A 21,322-nucleotide genomic window follows, 5' to 3' on the forward strand; every position below is an offset into this window, starting at 1 on the left:
CTAGTAAAAAAAGTGACTTAGAAAACTAAGCCACTTCTGATTATTTTAATTCTTGTTTCACATAACTTGAAGAAACCCAACCATAGCTACCATTTTCTAATTGGATTTTATACCATTTTTTTGTGCTATCCATTGTTAAAGTTCCATCAGTTTTTGTAACGATACTTACGTATTTATTAAGGGGTAATACCGCAATTATATTGTTTTCGGTTGTTGTGGCAGATGAGCGAATGTTTACATCACCTGTAATTCTCCCTAAATTTTTAACCGATAAGGTTTGAGTATATGAATTAAACTTGATACTGCTTGTCCAATAAACGTTTCCATCTATCGATAATTTCACCCAATAATCATTTGTTTTTTCAAGTAAAAGGAAAGCCGTTCCTGCAGTAATTGATTTTACTTTAGTCACATCTCCCTTTGCATTGTATAGATCGATGTTTCCTTTTGCAACTGCTTGGATATTAACTGGGAATACATCGCTTCCAACCGGAGTAGGTGGGTTACCAGGAATCACAGTATTTGGCTGAGCTTTATCATAGTATGCTTTATCAAACGGAAGTATTTTTTGCATATGCTGTGCAATCAATTTACCCCAGTTTGGATCAGTTGCATAATAGAAATTCATCCCTTCGCTTGCCGCATCAATTCTTTTATTACTCATATCTTTCGTACTAAAACCAAGATACGGTCCATTATACTTCCAGTTAGTTGGATTTAAGTATGTCGATTTAATTGATCTTGCAATATACTCAACATTTTCTTGTACACTCATAAATTTATATGATGCCACGAATGGAGTTATATCATATGAACCAAAACCAAATAGATTATTTTTTCCTAATGAAATTTGAGAAGTACCAAAACCACTTTCATGTATAGCATGGGCTGCTAAGTAAAGTGCATTTACTCCATATTTTTTTCCAGCATCTACAAATAATTGCCCTTGTCCAGTCAGAATACTTTTAGCACCACTTTTCACATTACTAGCAACATAATTATTGATTTGTGCTGCTGTGACAGGCGATGGTGTACGCAGATCGATAAATTGATAGCTATCTCTTGATGTCATCGGGTCTCCTGTTTTTACTTGCTCGATAAATGAACCAGAGACGTATCCTGTTTTACCATTATAGCTAACCTTGTACCAATTGTTTGACGCTTTATCAGTTGCGATTAAAACGATGTTAACCGGTACAACCGTAAGCAAAGAAGATGAAGCATCATGCGTTTGGCGTAAATTCAAATCCGATGTCGTAATATAAGTCGTATCCGTTATATCTGTCACTGTTACTTTATTAGTATCATCAACTAAAGGGGTCTCATATTTACCAAAATCAGTTACTTTTACATATCCAGGCGTACCTTTATAAGTTACACTATACCAATTGCCAATTTTTTTATTTATTGAAATAACTGTATCCTTTGGAATTTGAGTAACTTGTTTAGATGCATCGCCGAATGATTCAAACAGATAAGTTGAATTAAGCGCTTTATAATTGGTTGCAGTAAATGTCGTGAAGCTACTTGCAGTTACGTCTTCGCTTTTAACATAAAGGTTTTGTCCATTGTAATTAACTTGGTACCATATCTTGCCTGCTACATCTGTTGCTTTTTGAGTCGAAGCAAAACCATTGTCTCCATTTACTGTTACAACTACAGGTTTTGCAGGATCTGGAGTTGCGTATAAATTCGTAACCGATTTTGTAAAATAATATGCAGTACTTGTCGTTTCGTATTTTATCTCATTGACCTTTGAAAAATTGTTAATGTAAACATAACCCGTTTTTCCATTAAGAGTAACGTAATACCAATTACCAATTCGCTTAGTTGATGAAATGATCGTACCACTTGGAATACTTGTTAAAACTTTAGATGAAACGCCGTATGTTTGATACAAACTTGTACTCTTAATTGCCTTATATTTTGTTTGAGCAAACGTGGCAACTACGTTTTTTGTAACATCTGCACTATTTACATATAATGTTTTACCATTATAACTGACGCGGAACCAAGTTTTACCGACACTATTAACTACATTTTGAGTACTGCTAAACCCATTGTTAGCAACTACAGTGTATACTGCTGCCTTTTTTGTATCAGCTGTTGGATATAGCTTAGTAGTTTTATTTGTAAAATAATAAGCAGTACTTTGAGCATTGTATTTATAATATTCTTTTAAATAAGTACCACTTACCCAGCCGGTTTTTGAACTGTATGTCACTTTGTACCAATTACCATTTCTTTGTGTAGCTGTAATTATTTTTCCTTTTGGAATCGTCAAAAGTGTTTTATAAGTTGTACCTGCACCCTGTCTTAAATTAAGATTTGCAGTTGTTTGATATTTCGTTTTAATATTTACGACTGCTGCACTCGCTTTTGAAACTTCCATGCCAATATTAGGACAGGAAATACTGGTGGTTCCAACTAAAATACCCGTTGATACCAAAATTGCTCTTCCCATTTTTTTCATGTAGCTAACTTCCCTCTCCACTTTTTTCCATTTAATAACTTATAAGTTTCTTAATTTAGTAAAATAAAAGTAATAATTTCAAAAAAAACTAAACAAATAGAAACACTAAGCTTAATTATAAGTCAAAAAATGTAAAAATTTGAATAGCTTTTACAAGAATTATATCGGTAATAATAGAAAATTGTTTTGTTTTATCGAAACGAAAACTATTTTGTAATTGAATTGACACATTTCTAAAAAAAAAGTTAAAAAGTCCATAAAGAAGAAACTTATCTCTTCTTTATGGACTATGGCTTTCCTACAATATTATGTTTTAACGGAACTAAAATCTCGAAATACTTGGCTTTCTTCATTACCTTTTCACTATATGTGAAATCACCATAACAATATGGATATCTAAAATTTTTCTTATTATTGTTACACGTATAAAGCTCGGGATTCGTATCCACCATCGATAGAGAGTAAGTTTTAGCAAGTTGCTTAGTATGTTTACCACCATGCATTTTTACAAAGTTAATATAAGCAATCCCCATATTATAACTTTGAATTATAGTGGCTAAATCAACACCTTGCTTCTTACCGTAGGAATATACGTCTTTAAAATGAGCTACTCCTTGTTGAACACTCTTCGAAGTATCTTGAATACTATCCTTAGCAAGTCCAAGTGATTCTGAAGCCTGCATTGGATCTTTACCCTTCCCCTTTGTTTCCTGCATCATTAGTCCTAGAAGTAAAGGAGTGTATTCTTCTAGATTAGCGGTCTTCAATTCGGTATAAACTTGAGATTCATACTTCAAAACGCCCTGGAAATAGTAGCGATATATGGCAAATAAACCAACAACTGCCATAAGAAGTGTAAATAAAAGAAGTCTTTTAATAAATTTCAACATTTCTATTCTTTTTCATTACCTCCTAACATTTCTGTCTTTATCCATTATATCGAATATTCATATTTAAAAAAGCAATGTCATAAAACTACATATATTTGACATTAAAATGTGAAAAAAGAAATAATTTTTATAATCAAAGCTTAATAAAATTCGTAATAAACCATTACTTAAAGTTAGTCAATATTAACTGATAAAGCAAATATTTCCCTAAAGAATTTAGCATATCAAAAAAGAGTCCAGGTTAATTTTGGACTCTTTTTCAATATCTAGACAAGATACAAAAAACTTGATTTCAGACTGATTGCAAGCGCTTGTCTTTCGAGGCGCGAAGCCTGGTGAGGAGCGGAGTTACCCTAGACGGTAATGAGCACCGCAGACAGGTGAAGCAACGAAGAAAGCGAGCGTTTGTCAACAGTCTGAGAGTCCAGGTTAGTTTTGGACTCTTTCAAAGTTTCTTACTTTAATTCTTTTATTTTTTCGATACTGTCCATTTTCAACTCGTCATTCTCCCTTGAGAAATGATAAGTAATTTCGAAAGATTTCTTTTTAGTTTCACCATGTTTATTTGTTATTTCATATGTTTCGTTTGTTGTGATGATCATACCCGAATCATCTTGCTTTGAATTTTTCATTGCAAAGCTAACAAGCTTTTGAGTAGTGTCTTTCTTCTTTATTTTATCTTGGTATTCCTTTGATTCTAAAAAGGCTTGGCCGTTTTGATTAAATAAGCCGTTGATTAATTGTATTTCTTCTAAGTCAGATGAAGGCTTTGGACTAGGTAAGTATTTGTCAAAGAACCGTTTAAGGCCTGCAAAGAAACCATCCTTTTCATCTTTCTGATCAGGATTTTCAATTGACGTATCGAACAGTAAATCGACAAATTTACCGGTTACCGGGATATCATCGGTTTTATATACTTTGCCATCCTTTTCAACTTCAGCGTGAACGACCGTTTGACCATTTAATAAAAACGGACCAACTTGTTCTAAATCACTAATTTTTTCCCCTGTATCTTTTCCATTTACAAATAATTCAGCATCTGGTTCATTTGAATAAATTTGCACATAACTAACATTAAAAGTTAATTCTTGAGTTAATTTATTCTTAGTAGCGGCTGAAAAATCTAGATCGACCGAATCCTTGACATCACTATATGAACCTTTATATGAAACAGCTAATGTATATTTTCCAGGTAAAATATTACGATATATTTTTTCATATTGACCTATTTTCAACTTTGAATCTTGATTAACTAACTTTAACTCGACTTCATCTATAGGTGAAGAAACCTCTAATTCAAATGGTTCGGCTTTTATTAAATATGTTTGATAAATGCCTAAAAATTTATTACCTTTTTTAATTGAAATCACGTGATTGCCACGATCATCTACTAATTGGCTGTTAATTACTTTATTTTTCTGTACCATATCACCGACTTCATCTAATAAATCAGTACTATTCATGTAATCCATAAATGCAATCACTGAATCTTCATCTAAAGATGCTGTAGTACCACCTTTTTGTAACAAATGAGTAACTTCTTTATAGTTATTATCAGACACTGCTTTTTCAAAAGACTTTACTAATCTGTTAGGTGAATTTAAGTAACTAAAAGTCAAATGTGTAATTACTATAGCGATAATGGGTATTAAAATAAACAACCATTTTCTTTTAATATTAGGTATTCGTTTGTTTCTCATTGATCGTATACCTGCTCTTGATAAAGAATTTTTTTCCCTCAATTGAGTTTTCATTTATTGTTAACTTCCCCTTAAACTTTCATTTTATATGTTTTTGGCTTTTGATTTTTTAAATTGTCGTACTATTTTAGAAAATAAATAAACTAAATTCTATCATACTATTTTTTATTTACTCGGTAAAAACAAATTTTTATGACAGTTCCAATCTTAGATTAAACTAACTTGCTTTATTTATCCTTACAATCATCATATTTACTTAATAAACTTATAGCAATCAGACATTGAGGCTTTCATTTTGAGGTCATTAGTAAATCCGAAAGAAATGATTTATTTTATATTACTTTTGATTAATAGAAGAAATTAGTTATATTGTTGAAACTCAAGGGGGAGATACTCTATCTATTTAAACTTCACATGGAGGAAAAAGAGTAGGACGAGTAAAAAGGGATGGATTTAAAGATTAGACAAAAACTACCTGGAAAATCTTTAGAGATTTCCCCTCTGGTCCTGCCATTCTTTAATCCACCCCATAAGAATATTGTATTAATTTAGAGATATAGCCAAGAAATTAGTTTTCGTTCAAACAAATCTATAACTATTCTTTCGATTTAATTAAATTTAAATTATATTTTTCCACATCATTTAAAGCACCATTATATGCTGGATTAGGACTATACCACGATTTTGAAGTGAAATAAATCGTCAAGTCACTCGATTGAAATACAAAACCATGTCTTGCATAAATTTCATTTCTCGCTAATCGTAACTCACTTGAAGTTAATTTACTTAAATCTTCATTTGTTAATTTTCTAAGATTGCTATCTGGAATAATATAACCTTTTGATTTATTCTCTTCTTTAGCTGCGCTTGTCTCTTTAGAAGCAGTTTCTTTAGAAGCAGTTTTTTTAGCAACATCCCCAGATTTTGTTTCAGTTTTCTTTTCTTTCTTTGTAACTTTTTTCGTCTCTTTATTGGCTACAGCTTTTGTAGCTTCACTATTTGGATGCATATTACCTTCATTCATTATTTTCGGATAAACATAAAAAATTGCTGTGGCTACGATTACTAGCACTCCAGCTATTAGAAACATTAATGGAAAATAACGATTATTTCCATCTACCTTTTGTTCGTTACTTTTAATTTTCCGATGTTCTGATCGACTTTCAACTTTGTTTTCCGTCTCATAAGCCAAACCTTTTCACTCCTCTAATACAGTATAAAATAGTAGGTTCATCATATTATCTAACTTATTTGCTAAAAAACCAATTATTTTAATAGAAGTTTAATATGTAATTAATACAATTGAAAAGACCGTTAAATTTAGGTATTGAATTTAAGCCCTCAAAAATTATATTATTATCCAATTAAAAATCCCTAGCTCCTCAAATGGAATTAGGGATAATAAAATTCTACTATAGTTATTGTATATTTACACTAATATATTTACCGCCTCTTGTTCCAACAATGACCTGTTGTCCGACTACAATTGGTGAAGCTTCAATATTGCCATCTAAATTAACCTTATTTACTATTTTTCCACTATCAGAGGATGAGTTATTTATAAGATATAATGCAGAAAAACTTGAGAAACTATATAAGAATCTTCAATTTAACAAATTTGGTAAGGTAATAAATTCATCTATTGGAGACTTCGTATCTTCAACACAAAAACTTTGCGAAGGATATCAGTCTTCTATTCGTGGATGGCAGCTTAAAGTAGATAGCGTTGCAAATGAGCATCGCCGTGTAATGTACAAGTTGAGAAGTGACTTATTATTGGCTAATGATTTAGATTGGTTTATCCATCATGTAGACGAGACAGTTGATCAGTATGTCAAACGATTTTATCCTGAAAATAGTAACCCTGAAGATTTGGAGCGACTAGAAGGTAAAACTGCACTTGAACAAACTGTTCCCTCACTAAAAATTGAAGGAGAACATCTCAACACTAGATGGGAAGTATTGGATAACGTAAATAAAGCTCTCTTTGAATATAAGACTGTATTACGTAGCATGGACGATGAGAAAAAGGCTGAGCTTATCAGTATTTTAAAAAACTCCGCATTAAGTACTATAGATTTATATTGGTCTGAACATTTAGAGCATTTACAACATTTGATAGAAGGGATAAACTTAAGACAGTACCAACAAGAAGATCCAATTCGATTATATGAATTAGATGGATTTACTCTGTTTGAACATACTTTTAGCATTATTCAACAGGAATTATCAGCAAGTCTTGCTTCAACATTTCAAGAATTATCTTGTCCACAGGGGGTAAAAATACAAAATGTTATCATCGATTAAGCGTTTATTACAAAAAGGTAAAGATTCAACAGTTTCATCGAGTGATTTATTGCAACAACCATCTACTGATCAAGCAGTTCAAGTTGAAGAGAATGAACTGAGTGATGTTTTTCCTAAAATATCATTTCATCCACTGATGCATATTGAAGATGAAAGACGATATGTTTATCAGTTTTTAAATAATGAACTTGCTCCTTTAAAGCCAAATCAATTGTCATTATCTGCAATCGAGCTTGAAGCTAATGAAGATGGCAGTGCAACGGTTACAGCTTTCGTTCGAAATAGTTTAGAAAAGGCAGTTCATTTAGAAGATGCAATCCTTTTATTAATTAGCGAAGAAGGAGAAATTTTAGGTAAAAAAGGATTCAAATTAGAAGAACTTGGAGACATGCCTCCTTGCAGTAGTCGCCCATGGCACTTTGTATTTGAAAGAGAATTTTTACTAAAAGAAGACTTGCCGGAAAAAGGATTCGAATTAGCATTTGACTTGTCAAAAACAATTCATAGATTAGATATAGATCCAACATGGGAAGGTCGACTTACAGAAGAACAAGTCACTGAATTAAGTAACCTAGTAAATACTTTACCTAAATTACGTGTAAATGAAGTAAGCTTACATGCTTTACGCGCTAACTATAATGATGATGGAAATTTAGCTGTAAATATTTTAGTTAGAAATGGTTCCACAACAGCAGTAAATCTAGAGTTACTACCATTAGAAATGTTAAATGAAAAGGGCGAAATAATTGCAAAAGGTTTATTCACACTACCACCATTAACAATTCAAGCAAATACAAGTAAACCATGGACATTTATCTTCCCACAGGAACTAGTTGAAATCCAAGCATTTTCTCAATGGTCAATTAGAGTGCCAGACCAGGAAGTAATTTAAGTAAAAATCAAAAAACAGGACAAACGATCCAAAAAGATCCTTTGACCTGTTTTTTTATATTCTGTTCCTTCCCCCTCTTATCTAACCATCAGCTGTATATCCTTCTATTAGCTCTTTAATCATCATTAGCTTATCCCCATCTGATTTTAGTTTATATTCTACTTTTTGACTTAAATACAAACTAATAATCTTTGTTGCTTTGCTTATTTGTTTATCAAAAGTGTAATAGGAAACTGGTAGTATTTTCTCATCTCCATTCCTGAATTGTACTTTTGTTTTGTTTTTTTCTTTAATATATTTATTGATTTGGATAAAGTTTAGCCATTTACATGATTTGTTATTTTGTGAAGATGTAGGAACCATAATAATTGTTAACGTGGCATTAATCATAAGAGGAATCTTTTTCATAGTTGGATATTTACTTTTGACGACTTCAAGATGGCCTTTAGTAGAGTGATTATGGTAGAGGGCTGATTCTTTTAAAATTGCTTTCATTGGCCGTTTTGAATAGATTATACCTTTGTTATTATCAGTAATTTTTGTTAAATATTCTGGGTGGTCTGCAGCTTCAATTAGCATCGTTTCATATGAGATTACATAATCTAACTTTGACATATTTGCCTCCCTATAGAAATTTTACATATTGATTATATCAGAATAACCTTTTCATATTTTTGAAAATTCTATGTCTGCGAAACTAGCATTTTAGTAAATTTTACTTTTTTAAAAGTCATTAATAGATAAACTTTTATATGCTCATTCCTTTTATATTTGATGTTTTCGTATTGAAACTAAAAGTTTTAATTAGTTATTTAATTTCATAGTTAATCTATTCGAAAATGCCATATTTCTTTTATTTTTATATAGTTACTTCACCGCGGAATCTATATAAGGGCATGCCTTTTTAGAAAGGCAAAAGGAATGAAAAATTGTGATGCACACTTAGGATACCAACCTTTTTCGGGAAAAGTAAAACCTAGTACATTTGAGGAATGTTTAAGTCAATATTCTCGTATGATTAAAACAATTATAAAAAAGCTACACATTTATAAAAACTTTGATGAATATTATCAAATTGGACAAATCGCTTTATGGACAGCGTATCAACACTATGAAAGCGAAAAAGGGAGTTTTTCTAGTTATGCTTTTTTCACTGTGAGAGGCTATTTACTTAACGAGCTATCTAAAGCTGTTAAATATGATGAACGAAACGTTGTCGTCGATCAGTGTATTGAAGATGCAACATATTATGATGATGCATTTCTACTTGAGGATTTTATGAGCTTACTTGATGGACTCTCTCTCCTACAAAAGCAAATTTTAGTTAGACGCTTTTATTTCAATCAAGAATTTATCCAAATCGCAGACAAACTAAATATGAACGAATCTAGTGTCAGATCAAGCTATCGCTATGCATTAAAAAAATTAAGAAGATCAAAATAAAACTGCAAAAAATAGAGTAATTTTTCAACTGATTACTCTGTTTTTTAATTTACTAACCGATTAGTTATCAACTTTTAAAAAAACTAATACTTTATTCCTATTTCAATTACTCCCAAAATCATGCCATAGAGATTACTTCTAAGCTTTTTCTAATCTGACTCTAAACTAATTAACAAATCAAAAATGTTATTTTAAAATTAGTAAATTTTACTATTTGAAATATACATTTCGACATTTTTTTCTTTAAATGTCGAAATGTATTTTCTTTAAACTTTTCCCATTATTTCAATTATAAAAAAACACCTTGATTTATCTAATGCTCTTAACACAAACGAAACATTATTAATATAATCGTAATATTTTATAATTACAAATTCCTACAAAGTATGAATTCAATTCGTTATATAATTATTATATAAATTTCCAAAAAATTATAACAAGTATATCAAAACACTCTCTAGAAAAAGGCAAACCAATTGAGAAATTGGGACGCAAAGCCACTGGTCTTAGTTGATAATACAGCAAAAAAGAACTAGTTTACTGTATATTTCCACGATTAATCGAACTAAGATAGCAGGGTTACCTAGGTATTTTATACCTTAATTTTAGGAGGCTATAATCCATGTACAGTGAATTAGAAAGCAATTCTACAGATTTAAACTGGATCGACCTACTACTTGAATGCATTGAAGTAGGCATAAGTCCTGACGAAGTCCGCTCATTTCTTTACAATTGCGTTAAAGATTCATGTCAAAACTAGGAGAATTACACCCCACTATGATATACTTTTTGTAATAGTCAAAAAGATATGGAGTAGCTTATATGATTGGAGAACGAATTAAAAAACTACGTTTACAACATGGAATGTCCCTTACAGAACTTGCAGAACGTGCTGGTATCGCTAAATCTTACATAAGTTCGATTGAACGGAATTTACAAAGTAATCCTTCGATTCAAGTACTTGAAAAAATTGCAGGCGTCTTCAATACAACGGCAGAAAGCCTCCTGAAAGATGATATTGATCCAACAAAAATAATTGATTCTGAATGGATGGAAATCCTTCAAGAAGCAATTGATTCAGGTATACCAAAAGATGAACTATTAAAATTTATAGAGTTTAATAAGTATAAGCAAGGTAAATAAACCTTCAAATTAAATTGACTTTAATTTGAAGGTTTTTTTACGTGCAACAACTGGCGCGTCCTTACATTAGTGTAACTGTTACATAGTCAGCCATTATTAAATTTAAGTAATATCGCTGCTCTTCTGGGTCTTAGCCTGGTTGGAAGAACAATGGGGGGATTTTAGTAGAGTTTTTCAATTAGAGTTGATTCCATGGTCACTATATATGTAGATTTAGTAGATTTCTTCACTTTTTTAGTTGGTTCAGAAAGAATAAGAGAGTACTTTTTGGTTTTTCTTTTACTTTGTCTTCATTTATAGCCATTATTAAGTTGGAATACCCTTACCAGTATAAGTAATTTCTTATCAAACTTATGTTGCTACGATATTTAATTGCAGATTCTCTATTTTTATTTGCACTTAGACCTTTATTTGACACCATCAGCACTCTTCTCTTTATATGCAGTTTCTAACTCCCTATTTGCACGGTTCACCTGTTTATTTACACCACTCGGCACTCTTCTCTTTATTTGTAGTTTCTGACCCCTTATTCTCACGTTTCATCGCTTTATTTGCACCCTGATCCTTTTTTCTTTGCACTTCAACTTTCATTCAACTACTCTACATTTCAAATTTGTTCTATGAAAATAAAAATGAGGATGTCCCTTAAAGTTATACTTTTAGGACATCCTCATTAGTCTGCTAATTATTTGCGTAAATCATATTTTAATGAAATATTGTCAATATAACCAGCATCCTTACTACCGCTACCAGATTTATCTTTAGCGTAAGTAAGTTTTAGTACGTGGTTACCTGGTTTGATCCCAAGGTTTACATTAGACCAGTGGTTATCTGTTCCTGACTCACTAACAAGAACATTATCATCTAATGAAATTGTTAAGATATCTTTATTTAGTTGTGAAAGAACTAAATAATCAAAAGATAAGAATGCATTATATCCATTGTCTGGAACATTAATAGTCACTTCAGCAGTAGAAGTTTGGTTATTTGAAATATTACCGCTAATTAAGTAATAATCAGTTTTTCCATCTACTTTTGAATTAACTCTTTCCCAATCACCAGTAATTGCAAACGGAGAGTTTCCACCTTCAAAGTTTTCTAAATAGCTATTTTGTGGCGTATATAACCCACCAGCTAGAGAGTCTAAATCATTAAGTGTATTATTTTTAATCGTTGTTGCCTTATTAGCTAATGATGTAGCCTTTTTTAACTCTAAATCATCTGTAGCAGTATTAATAATTTGTGTTACTTTATTAATTTGATCTTGTAAATACGCTTTTACTTGTTGATCAGCTGATTGTTTTTGCATATCAATTAATTGGCCTAATGTTTGTTTAGCAGCATTGATTGCATCTTCTAAATCATCAAGCGCTTTAGCTTGCTCAGCTGAAATTTTTTGTTGCCCGTTTGAAACTTGTGAACTGAAGTCTGGTTTTAATCCATTAACTTCACTTTCAACTCCAGTAGTTGTTTGTGAATTTAATTGTGAAACTAAACTTGAAAATTGACCAGGCGTGTTTTGTTTAATTCCAGATAAAGAATCGTTAATCGCTTGAATATGCTCATTAGATTGGCCGTTAATTTTATTAACACCAGCTTGCTCTAACTCACCTTGTTTATTATTTACGCCTTCTTCCGAGTCAGTAACTAATGCACTTAATTTATCTTTTAATGCATCAATCTTTTCAGAAGTTTTAGTACCTAAAGTACTACTTACAGTTGATTTTGCATCATTTAATAGTTGAGAGGCAAAATTTTTAAATAAGTCCCCAGCATTAGTCGTTGCAAATGCCAAACTAGATGATGTTACTATTCCGGCAGCCAGAATTCCGACTGCAATCTTCTTTTTCATTGACTTTTTTTCCATTTTCTTTCGTGCCTCCATTAGACAGATTACACTTTAAGTGGTTTCGCAATTTTATGAATAGGTAGAATTGAAATAAGTACATAACCTTTAATATCTTTAATCGGAATAAATCCAAAATCTTTACTTCGACTATCGAAGCTTATTCCCGGTTCACGGTTGTCCCCAACAACAAATAGATTGTTTTTAGGAACAGTTATTTGAGCCATATCATCAGAAGTCCCATTTGTTGAAATTTCTGGAACAGGCTTGTTGTTCACATAAATAATTCCACTTTTAATAAAGACTGTGTCCCCAGGAACTCCAATTATTCGTTTTACAATATTAATCCCTTCACTTTTTAAACTCATAATCGCTACATCTCCAAGTTCAGGATCATGTGTAAAACGTTCTAATTTATTCACAAAGACTAAATCGCCGTCATTTAAAGTAGGATACATTGAGAATCCACTTACTTTTGTAAGTCCAACAGTATTTAGTAAAATAACTAAAAGAACACCTAAAATTAGAAAGAACTTTAGCCAATCAATTAATGACTGACGAAAAGTGTTTATATTCTTATCATCCACTACCTTTTGTTCTTCAATTTTTGAAGCATCCATTACTGTTGACCTTCCTCGCTAGACTGTTCTTGGCTGTTTTTATTTTGTGAATCATCATTTTTAGAGTTAGATGTTTCATTTGAATCATCATTATTCTTAGAGTTCACCGTAGGAACTTGTTCATTTATTTGCTCTTTTACTTGTTCCTGGGCATTTTGTATGATTTTGTCAATTTTCGCTTTTGCTTCTTGTACATCTTTTTCATTCTTGCTATCAATTTGCTGAATCAATTGATCTCCGTACTTTTGAAGTTCTTCCTGTGATTCTAAGCTTTTTTGTGATGCATATTTTTGTATTTCATCAGCAGATTCCTTCGCTTTTTCTTGCACCTCTGTAATTAGACGTGCTTTTTGCTTAGTAGACTCCGCTTCCGTCATTCCAATAATATAATCATTTGCTTGCTTAGTTTGTTGGCTTGTCCATGCAGTCATTGCTGCAGGTAAATTCGTATCTGCAAATGAAAACGTTGTTGCGATGAGTAATCCACCACTTAACGTAACAGATCCAATTATAAGCTTTTTAAATTTTTGGGAGATCCTCGTTTGTTTTTCCGTTTTTTCAGTGCGATTCTGCATAATTTACCTCCTAATGACTACATGAAAAAAACAAACTTTTTTATTTTTCATAATTTAATAGATTTATATACTAATAGTTAACTATTAGTTCTTATTTATTAATTGCGTCTACTAAATCTTGCATATCTTTAGTTGCATCATTAATAGCTTTTGTTGACGTATCGTTTAAAGTTTTGATTGCATCAGTTTTTTGTGCATCGATTTCAGCTTCTAATGCAGTTTCAATACGAGTAATTTCAGCAGATAAGTGTTCTAAAACAGCCTTTTCAGAAGCTGTTGATTGATCAGTAATTAAAGAGTTAATTTCTGCTTTAGCATCTTGAATTTTTTGAGTTAATGCGTTTACAGCTGCACTACGAGAAGAATTTAAGTTAGTTTGAAGCTTTGTATCTGCGCCTTTAGCTACTGCTGAAAGCTGTGTATTGAAACTACTGTTTAATGTAGTTGCCAATGCATCTAAATCAGAAGATGTTTTACCATTTGTTGTTGAAATGTAGTTAGCAAAATCAGCTGGGATACTCATGTTTAAAGCAGCTAAAGCGTCAGAAATTGCAGTAAGATGTTCATTTAATGCTGCAGAAATTTGTTGATTTGCAAATTTCGTTTGAGCATCTCCAACTAATTCAATGTTGTTTGCAGCATCAACTTTGTAGTTATTAACATTTGTTTTCATATCTGCAACTGAAGAATCATATTTTGATTTATATGATGAAGAAAGCTCTGTTTTTGCATCAGAAGTTTTCGTATTAGCCCAGTTTGTTAATAAATCACCAGCGTTCGTGCTTGCAAAAGCGATTCCTCCAGAAATAACTAGACCAGCAGATACAATTCCAATTACAACTTTACTTTTAACCTTTTTCATTTCTCTCTCTCCTTAAATTGTATATGGTATGTATTTGTTCTTGCGTGAGAACGTATACAACTTAACTATACAAAAGACCAAATAATCTAACAATTGCGCCCACCACTTAAAAAAACTGCTATTTCTACAATATTCTACATATTTTTTGTCTAATTTTGTCTAAATTTGTTTTATTATTCACTTTCGTGTCGTTTCTTGTAATTAAAACGCATCTTTTAGTCTATTAGACTACCATTTAGTTCTTTTTACCTATAAAATTTTGTCGTTTGTACCCGCTTAAAGTAATGATTAACGATTTATAATTTATATATTTGTCTAATTATGACGAAGAGTTTAGTTAAGTATAGAAGATAAATCTCAAATTCTAGGAGTAATTACTTACCAGTGTGGGCGATTATTTTTGAGTTAAGACTCTTTAAATAACCGACGCAATTTTGTAATATGTAATGTTTAAGTAAAAAATTAGATAACTCATCATCTAGCAATATAAAATAATTAATTTATCACTAGTTTTACATGTTAAAGAATAAATGCATTAATACCGTGACTTTACTTTTTAAAAGAAAATTGAAATAATTTTATAGGCAATATCAATATTCTTCTTTTAAATTTACTATTTGTCTTATTCTCTGCTTGGGCTCTTTAATCCTACCCGTCTAACCTTGTCCAATAGCTTATGCCATATAAAAACCTATCGTATTTGGTATTACATAGGGACTTCAACATTGAATAATAAGCTATTAATTTGTTAATCCTATTAATATAGTCTCCTTTAAAAAATACAATTCGCATTTAAAACTACTATATCTGTAGATATAAAATAATTTCCACTAATCTACTATCACAATAATAGATTAGAACCATACTATAATACATAAATTAAAAGCAATTGGAGATGTTAAGTTCTTGAAAAAAACATTATTTCTGTTTATTAGCGCAATATTATTACTTGCTATTGTAATAGGTAATGTTGTAGCAATTAAAAATCCACGGGATACTACTACAGGAATCGCTAAAACACCTCAAGCAAAAGTAGTTAGTCTTAGTTCACTATCATTTAATTCTTCAAACTACTCATTTAGCAAAATCAATCAAACCCAACAAGTCTCAGTAACAGCTACCTATTCAAATCAAACTAAAAAAGACGTGACAAGTTCAGTTAAATACACAGTCTCAAATAAATTAATCGCAACGGTTAGCAGTACAGGGCAGATAAAGTCTAAGAGCAATGGCACAACGACTTTAACAGCTAGTTTAAATGGTGTAGTTGCATCTGCTACTATTACAGTAAGTACTAGTACTCCACCTGCCAAAACTCTAACTACCCTAAATATCGTTCCTAGTAGTCTTGATTTGACCACTAACCAATCTCAATCACTAGTCGTTCAGGCAAGTTACTCAGATCAGTCAGTCGTAAACGTAACCTCACAAAGTTCATATTCTTCATCTAACCAGAGTGTAGCGACTGTTAACACTTCTGGAGTAGTAACTACTCTTAACGCGGGCTCCGCTACAATTAGAGCTAGCTATGGTGGTTTAACTCAGTCAATTCTAGTAAATGTCTCAGCTCCAAACGGACAAGTTAATGTCAAAAATTTTGGTGCGGTTGGCAACGGTACAACAGATGATACAATAGCTTTTCAATCAGCAATTGATTATCTAGGTTCAAAAGGTGGGGGAACATTGTTTGTTCCTGCAGGCACTTATAGCTTGAAACCAATCTTTTTAAAACCATTTGTAAATATAGTTGGTGAAAGTCGTGACACTGTTACTTTAAAATTATCTGATTCAAGTGGATCTGGTTATTACAGAGTCATTACAATGGCGAATGATACAAAGATACAAAACATTACTTGTGATGGAAATGCAAAAAATCATCCTGATGGTATTGAACATATGCATTGTATATTTGCCTATGATGCAGATCGTATTGTAATAGATAACAATCGATTAATGAATGCAGTTGGTGATGGAATTTCTATTTCGGGTTCAACTCAAACTAGTGATGATGTAACAATTTCAAATAATATTTTAGAAAATAATGGCCGTTCAAATATTGTGGTTGAGCAAGCAAACCACTTAAAAATATTTAATAATATTAGTACAAGTACAATTGGTCGTCCTGCGTTACACTTTGAACCATGGGAAGAAATGAATTTTGATGATGCAAAGATCTACAATAATACTTTTTCATCTAATGCAACAGATGGGGCTTATTGTATTCAACTTGAAGGTGGAAAAGGAGACAACAACTACTTTAACAATGTTGAATTCAACAATAATACGGTCACTTGTAAAACAGGTGGATTTTTAGTAATGGAAACAAATGGTGCAAAAATTCACGACAATAATATAAATGTCGAACAATTTTTTATTTGGATTAAAAATAAAGATCTAGCTGTTTATAACAATACAATTAACACAGAGGAAGGTTTTAGAGTAGAGGGTACTTGGGGAATGAACTCGGTCAACACACAGGTTTATGATAATGTTGTTTCTACTAACCAAAATGCTGTATCAATTGTTGCAGGTTCAGAGAGTACCCAATTCATGAGAAATGTATTTACAGGAAATGGGACCGGTGCAGCAGTTTACACTTTTGCGTCCGTAACAGATATAAAAAATTCTTCTTTTATTGATAATACGTTCACGAAATTTGATACTGGAATTGTCACTGATTATAATGCTTATGATGTTCTAAAAGTGGACGGGTTAACTGTTCAAGGTAATACCTTTAAAAGTATTAATTCATATGGAGTAAATATTAAGGGAACTACGAAAAATGTTACAGTGAATCAAAATACCTTTACAGGCGTTTCTGGTGTCTCAATTATTGTTCAAGATGGAGCAATGTCTAACATAGTCATTACAGACAATACAATTTCTTCTGGTAAGAACGGTATTTATCAAACAGCAAGTGGCAAAAAAGGTTCCTTATCAGGATTAACTATTTCAGGAAATCATATTTCCTATACAACTGATAAAGGTGACGCATGGCACACTGGCGCGGCAATAGAATTAGACCAAAATACAACTCCTCCAACAAGTGTCTCCATTATAAATAACACATTAACTGGCAATGCAGTAAATAAGATTACTGTACCAAAAGTTTTACTACCTTACGTTCAAAATAATACCTTTAATTAATTTATAAAATGGGACAAGCAAAAAAACAAGCGAGATCAAATGATTTCGCTTGTTTCGGTTTAAAAACCGACTATTATTTTAATTCAAGCTGTTGACGTAAATCACTTGAGAGCGCAAGACGATTTTTTTCTGGAACCTGGTAATAATAGATTCCCTTAATCATTTCTCCACTTCCCTGTAGCTGTTCTTGTTCAATGTTCGCACCTGCTTGACGGTAATCTTTTTGAATTTTATATATTTCTTGTAGTGTAAAATTTGTTACTAAATTATGTTGAATTGACTTTAATATGTCATTATAGGCAAGTAAATTTTCAATCCTTGCTCCTTGATTAATAACAGCTTCAATAATTTGTCTTTGTCTTTCTTCCCTACCGAAGTCACCTCTAGGGTCATCATGACGCATTCGTGTAAAGCTAAGTGCATCTTGGCCGTCTAATGAAAGTGATCCTTTTTTGAAATGGACTCCATCATTCCAAAAATCTAGTGTATTATTCACATTTACGCCACCGATTGCATCGACAACATCTTTAAATCCCTCCATATTTACTTCCATGTAATAATCTATCGGAATATTAAGGAACTTCTCCACAGTATTAACGGACATTTGCACACCACCAAAGGCATATGCATGATTAATTTTATCCACTTTATTTTTTCCTACAATTAAAGTACGGGTATCTCGAGGAATACTTATTATTTTAGTAGTATTCGTGTTAGGGTTGACTGTCAATAACATTAGTGAATCAGAGCGCCCTCGATCTCCTTCACGTTTATCCACACCCAATAATAAAATAGAAAATGGATCTTTTTTTATTACGTTTACTGGTTCAGGTCTTCTTGTTGTTTTTTTAATAGGTTGATAGATTACTTTACCTGTACTTTCCACTTGATGATAGATGAACATACCTGTTATACCAGCAACTACTACTAAGCCAATTAAAGTTAAACCTAATCTTATAAGCATCTTTTTCCACGTCACAATTACTTGCTCCTTTTTCACTAGAAGTTCACCAATGAGAATAACTATTTTTATAATGCAAGTGATAAAACTCTTGATTAAGAACAAATCATTTTTGTATAGAATGCATAATAAAGAAGTGGACCTGAAAACGCTTAATGAAATGCATTACAATTCTAAGTATTTCATAATATCCTTAACGGTTTCTGCGATATATACATTTTTACTTTGAATAACATCCTGCTTGCTTTTAAATCCATATCCGTATGTTACCGCAATAAAATCAATTCCTACATTTTCGGCACCAACTGCATCATGAACACTATCACCTATTAAAACAACTTCTGACAGGTCAACCTGTTGTAAATCTTTTAGACATAACTGTATTATGTCTGCTTTGCTAAGTGTATCCATCTCATCAATTCCATTAATTGAGTCAAAGTACGTCACTAATTCAAAATTTAATAAAATATCTTTTGCTAAATCATCTCTTTTAAGGGTAGCTACTGCTGTTTTATACCCTTTCCCTTTTAAGGTAACTAATAACTCTTGTATAAACTCATAATGCTTTGCTTCAAATTGACCTTTTTCTCTGTATCTCTTTCGATAGATTTCTACAGCTTCTCTAGCTTTACGTTCGGTATAGCCACATTCACGCATAAAAGAGTAAAAAGGTGATGGACCGATAAAGCTTTTTTGTTGTGTTGACGTCAAATTTGGACCGCCCATTTTATTTGCTGTATAACTAGCACCTACCATAATACCTTCCGAAGTATCTAACAAGGTTCCATCTAAGTCGAATATAACAGTAGAATATCTCATTTTACCTCCCGTAAAACTATAAGCCTAAATTTTAATGATTAAATTTGAATCACTATATATACTAGTCGTAACAAAATTCACCTTCATTGTTTTCTCAAGTAACAATAGTTGCTTTCTTATATCTTTATTCTTCTTTACGAGCTCCTCCATTTCCATATTGTTAATCAATTCTGGAGAAAAATAATTTGTTAACTTATCTAATGTAAAGCCATCAAAACCAGCCAAGTAGATCTTACTTACTGACAAGCGGTTTAATAAATTGAGTAGCATTAAACCTGCGTTATCAGATATCGAGATTTTATCTACTAGTAAGTCAGAATAATTGACTACTAATGACTCAGGTTCTATAGAATTAGGAATATTTGATGTAGTGATAATTGAAATGGCATTCTTGATTTCTTTAATTGAGTCTTTCATGCTCTTAAATCTCTTTATATTACTCATAAAAATTGCATCTATTTCAAACTGTTCTGGAATAAAATTCACACTAAAAACGTAAGGATTATGTTCGTTAATAAATTCATCTATTTTTTCTCGTTCCGTCTCAATAGACCTTCCGGGAGCAATTATTAACACCTTTTTATTGAATATAATTTGATGTAATTTTTCGAGATTACTTGAATCGTCAATAAACTGGATTTGGTGGTTTATATATAAGTCCTCGACATATAACTCATCGTAAATATCTCTTTTTTTAGTTGGTAGCTGCTTTAATATGGTATTAATAGCCTTCACGGAAATTGTCTGCTTATTGATTAAAAATGATGCATAATTCGGATGGCAGTTATTTATTGCTGCAATATAGTATGGAACTGAGTATCCCCACTGAGAAGAAGTCGAAAACTTACTTAAATGCTCATCTACAATTTCCAATAATGATACTACACTGTACTTCTCTTCAATATTTTCATTAATATATTGAGTTACAAGCTCTGTGCAAAGATTCCCTGCTCCCCTTCCCATTCCAAATACTGATGAATCAATGATTATATTTCGCTTCGTGTTGAGTGTTAGTAGTTCTTGAGCATTTGAAAATGATAATTGGAGATTATTATGTGAATGAAATCCTATACTGATTGATTCATCCAAGTTATGGTCAATTAAATGGTACATTCTTAATAAATTATTTTTGTACATAATACCAAGTGTATCGACTAAATAAAATGCATATGGCTTTAACTGATTTACCTTGTAAATAAGTTCTAGAAGTTTCTCGTCAGAATAACTAGTAGTACCAACTGGCTGTATAAAAACTTTATACCCTTTATCCATTAACAACTTTCCATATGATAAAGCTTCTTCAATTTCCTTTTCATTCTCATGAAACGTTATCCGAAAACCATCAATAGACATGCCATCGTAATCATTTATTTTATTTATTGAAATATAAGGTTGGTCGATCATACCTACATAAGTAATGTCTTTTTTCTTTGGGCTAATAAATTCTTTTATATTTTCTACATCATTAAAGATTGATTTATTATGATCTAAATCGACATCTCTAATAAATCCACATTCTATAATATCAATATTTGACTTCGCTAATTTTTCAATTATTTTCTTTATGTTCTTTTGCCCAAAATTCCAATTATTTATATAACCGCCATCGCGTAAGGTACAGTCGAGTAACCTAATATTATTCAT

The 21,322-nt window shown here is 31.6% G+C and carries 18 protein-coding genes and 1 riboswitch; of the genes, 6 read left to right on the forward strand and 12 right to left on the reverse strand.

The window, feature by feature from the left end; translation table 11 throughout:
* Nucleotides 1-40 precede the first annotated feature (40 nt).
* From ACFCYN_RS00855 to ACFCYN_RS00870, 4 genes are all read right to left on the reverse strand, one after another.
* Nucleotides 41-2,473: an SH3 domain-containing protein gene (locus ACFCYN_RS00855; RefSeq protein WP_375946959.1), complete on the reverse strand. Its 2,433-nt coding sequence runs from the start codon at nt 2,471-2,473 to the stop codon at nt 41-43.
* Between the two features lie 287 nt (nt 2,474-2,760).
* The gene (locus tag ACFCYN_RS00860; protein ID WP_172446371.1) at nt 2,761-3,363 is read right to left on the reverse strand and encodes a lysozyme family protein; all 603 of its coding nucleotides are present in this window, start codon (nt 3,361-3,363) and stop codon (nt 2,761-2,763) included.
* A 455-nt stretch (nt 3,364-3,818) separates the two neighbouring features.
* Complete coding sequence (locus tag ACFCYN_RS00865; protein ID WP_375946961.1) at nt 3,819-5,063, reverse strand: TcaA 3rd/4th domain-containing protein; 1,245 nt, start codon at nt 5,061-5,063, stop codon at nt 3,819-3,821.
* Nucleotides 5,064-5,658: 595 nt separating this feature from the next.
* Nucleotides 5,659-6,255: a YARHG domain-containing protein gene (locus ACFCYN_RS00870; RefSeq protein WP_375946963.1), complete on the reverse strand. Its 597-nt coding sequence runs from the start codon at nt 6,253-6,255 to the stop codon at nt 5,659-5,661.
* A 311-nt stretch (nt 6,256-6,566) separates the two neighbouring features.
* On the opposite strand from ACFCYN_RS00870, the gene ACFCYN_RS00875 reads away from it, so the two are divergent.
* Nucleotides 6,567-7,370 (forward strand): hypothetical protein, encoded by an 804-nt coding sequence (locus ACFCYN_RS00875; RefSeq protein WP_375946965.1) that lies wholly within the window; start codon nt 6,567-6,569, stop codon nt 7,368-7,370.
* Nucleotides 7,354-8,262 carry an accessory Sec system S-layer assembly protein gene (locus ACFCYN_RS00880; protein ID WP_172446375.1) on the forward strand — a complete coding sequence of 303 codons (909 nt, stop codon included), beginning with the start codon at nt 7,354-7,356 and terminating at the stop codon, nt 8,260-8,262. Before ACFCYN_RS00875 ends, ACFCYN_RS00880 begins: the two co-directional genes overlap by 17 nt.
* 81 nt (nt 8,263-8,343) lie before the next feature.
* Here ACFCYN_RS00880 and ACFCYN_RS00885 read toward each other — a convergent pair whose 3' ends face one another.
* Nucleotides 8,344-8,877, reverse strand: a complete 534-nt coding sequence (locus ACFCYN_RS00885; protein ID WP_375946967.1) for a competence protein ComK — start codon at nt 8,875-8,877, stop codon at nt 8,344-8,346.
* 306 nt (nt 8,878-9,183) lie between these two features.
* On the opposite strand from ACFCYN_RS00885, the gene ACFCYN_RS00890 reads away from it, so the two are divergent.
* The 3 genes from ACFCYN_RS00890 (at nt 9,184) to ACFCYN_RS00900 (ending at nt 10,848) form a co-directional block, all read left to right on the forward strand.
* Entirely contained in the window at nt 9,184-9,705 is a 522-nt protein-coding gene (locus ACFCYN_RS00890) for a sigma-70 family RNA polymerase sigma factor (protein ID WP_375946969.1), read from the forward strand.
* A 456-nt stretch (nt 9,706-10,161) separates the two neighbouring features.
* Nucleotides 10,162-10,292, forward strand: a riboswitch (cyclic di-GMP riboswitch).
* A 35-nt stretch (nt 10,293-10,327) separates the two neighbouring features.
* On the forward strand, nt 10,328-10,465 hold the full coding sequence (locus ACFCYN_RS00895; RefSeq protein WP_172446378.1) for an anti-repressor SinI family protein: 138 nt from the start codon (nt 10,328-10,330) through the stop codon (nt 10,463-10,465).
* A gap of 62 nt (nt 10,466-10,527) precedes the next feature.
* Nucleotides 10,528-10,848, forward strand: a complete 321-nt coding sequence (locus tag ACFCYN_RS00900) for a helix-turn-helix domain-containing protein (protein WP_098118843.1) — start codon at nt 10,528-10,530, stop codon at nt 10,846-10,848.
* A gap of 685 nt (nt 10,849-11,533) precedes the next feature.
* Here ACFCYN_RS00900 and ACFCYN_RS00905 read toward each other — a convergent pair.
* From ACFCYN_RS00905 to ACFCYN_RS00920, 4 genes are all read right to left on the reverse strand, one after another.
* Nucleotides 11,534-12,715, reverse strand: coding sequence for a hypothetical protein (locus ACFCYN_RS00905; RefSeq protein ID WP_375946972.1), 1,182 nt, complete (start codon nt 12,713-12,715; stop codon nt 11,534-11,536).
* 26 nt (nt 12,716-12,741) lie between these two features.
* Nucleotides 12,742-13,314 (reverse strand): signal peptidase I, encoded by a 573-nt coding sequence (lepB, locus tag ACFCYN_RS00910; protein ID WP_375946974.1) that lies wholly within the window; start codon nt 13,312-13,314, stop codon nt 12,742-12,744.
* Complete coding sequence (locus ACFCYN_RS00915; protein ID WP_172446382.1) at nt 13,314-13,889, reverse strand: hypothetical protein; 576 nt, start codon at nt 13,887-13,889, stop codon at nt 13,314-13,316. Before ACFCYN_RS00915 ends, lepB begins: the two co-directional genes overlap by 1 nt.
* Before the next feature lie 91 nt (nt 13,890-13,980).
* Nucleotides 13,981-14,751 (reverse strand): hypothetical protein, encoded by a 771-nt coding sequence (locus ACFCYN_RS00920; protein WP_172446383.1) that lies wholly within the window; start codon nt 14,749-14,751, stop codon nt 13,981-13,983.
* A gap of 906 nt (nt 14,752-15,657) precedes the next feature.
* Here ACFCYN_RS00920 and ACFCYN_RS00925 point away from each other — a divergent pair.
* Nucleotides 15,658-17,898 carry a right-handed parallel beta-helix repeat-containing protein gene (locus ACFCYN_RS00925; RefSeq protein ID WP_375946976.1) on the forward strand — a complete coding sequence of 747 codons (2,241 nt, stop codon included), beginning with the start codon at nt 15,658-15,660 and terminating at the stop codon, nt 17,896-17,898.
* Between the two features lie 73 nt (nt 17,899-17,971).
* On the opposite strand, the gene ACFCYN_RS00930 is transcribed toward ACFCYN_RS00925, so the two are convergent.
* The 3 genes from ACFCYN_RS00930 to ACFCYN_RS00940 form a co-directional block, all read right to left on the reverse strand.
* Nucleotides 17,972-18,898 (reverse strand): LCP family glycopolymer transferase, encoded by a 927-nt coding sequence (locus ACFCYN_RS00930; protein WP_375946978.1) that lies wholly within the window; start codon nt 18,896-18,898, stop codon nt 17,972-17,974.
* A gap of 126 nt (nt 18,899-19,024) precedes the next feature.
* Entirely contained in the window at nt 19,025-19,678 is a 654-nt protein-coding gene (locus ACFCYN_RS00935; protein ID WP_375946979.1) for an HAD-IA family hydrolase, read from the reverse strand.
* A 24-nt stretch (nt 19,679-19,702) separates the two neighbouring features.
* On the reverse strand, nt 19,703-21,322 hold the full coding sequence (locus ACFCYN_RS00940) for an aldolase catalytic domain-containing protein (RefSeq protein ID WP_375946981.1): 1,620 nt from the start codon (nt 21,320-21,322) through the stop codon (nt 19,703-19,705).

The sequence above is a fragment of the Gottfriedia sp. NPDC056225 genome, assembly GCF_042267765.1.
Classification (GTDB): domain Bacteria; phylum Bacillota; class Bacilli; order Bacillales; family Bacillaceae_G; genus Gottfriedia.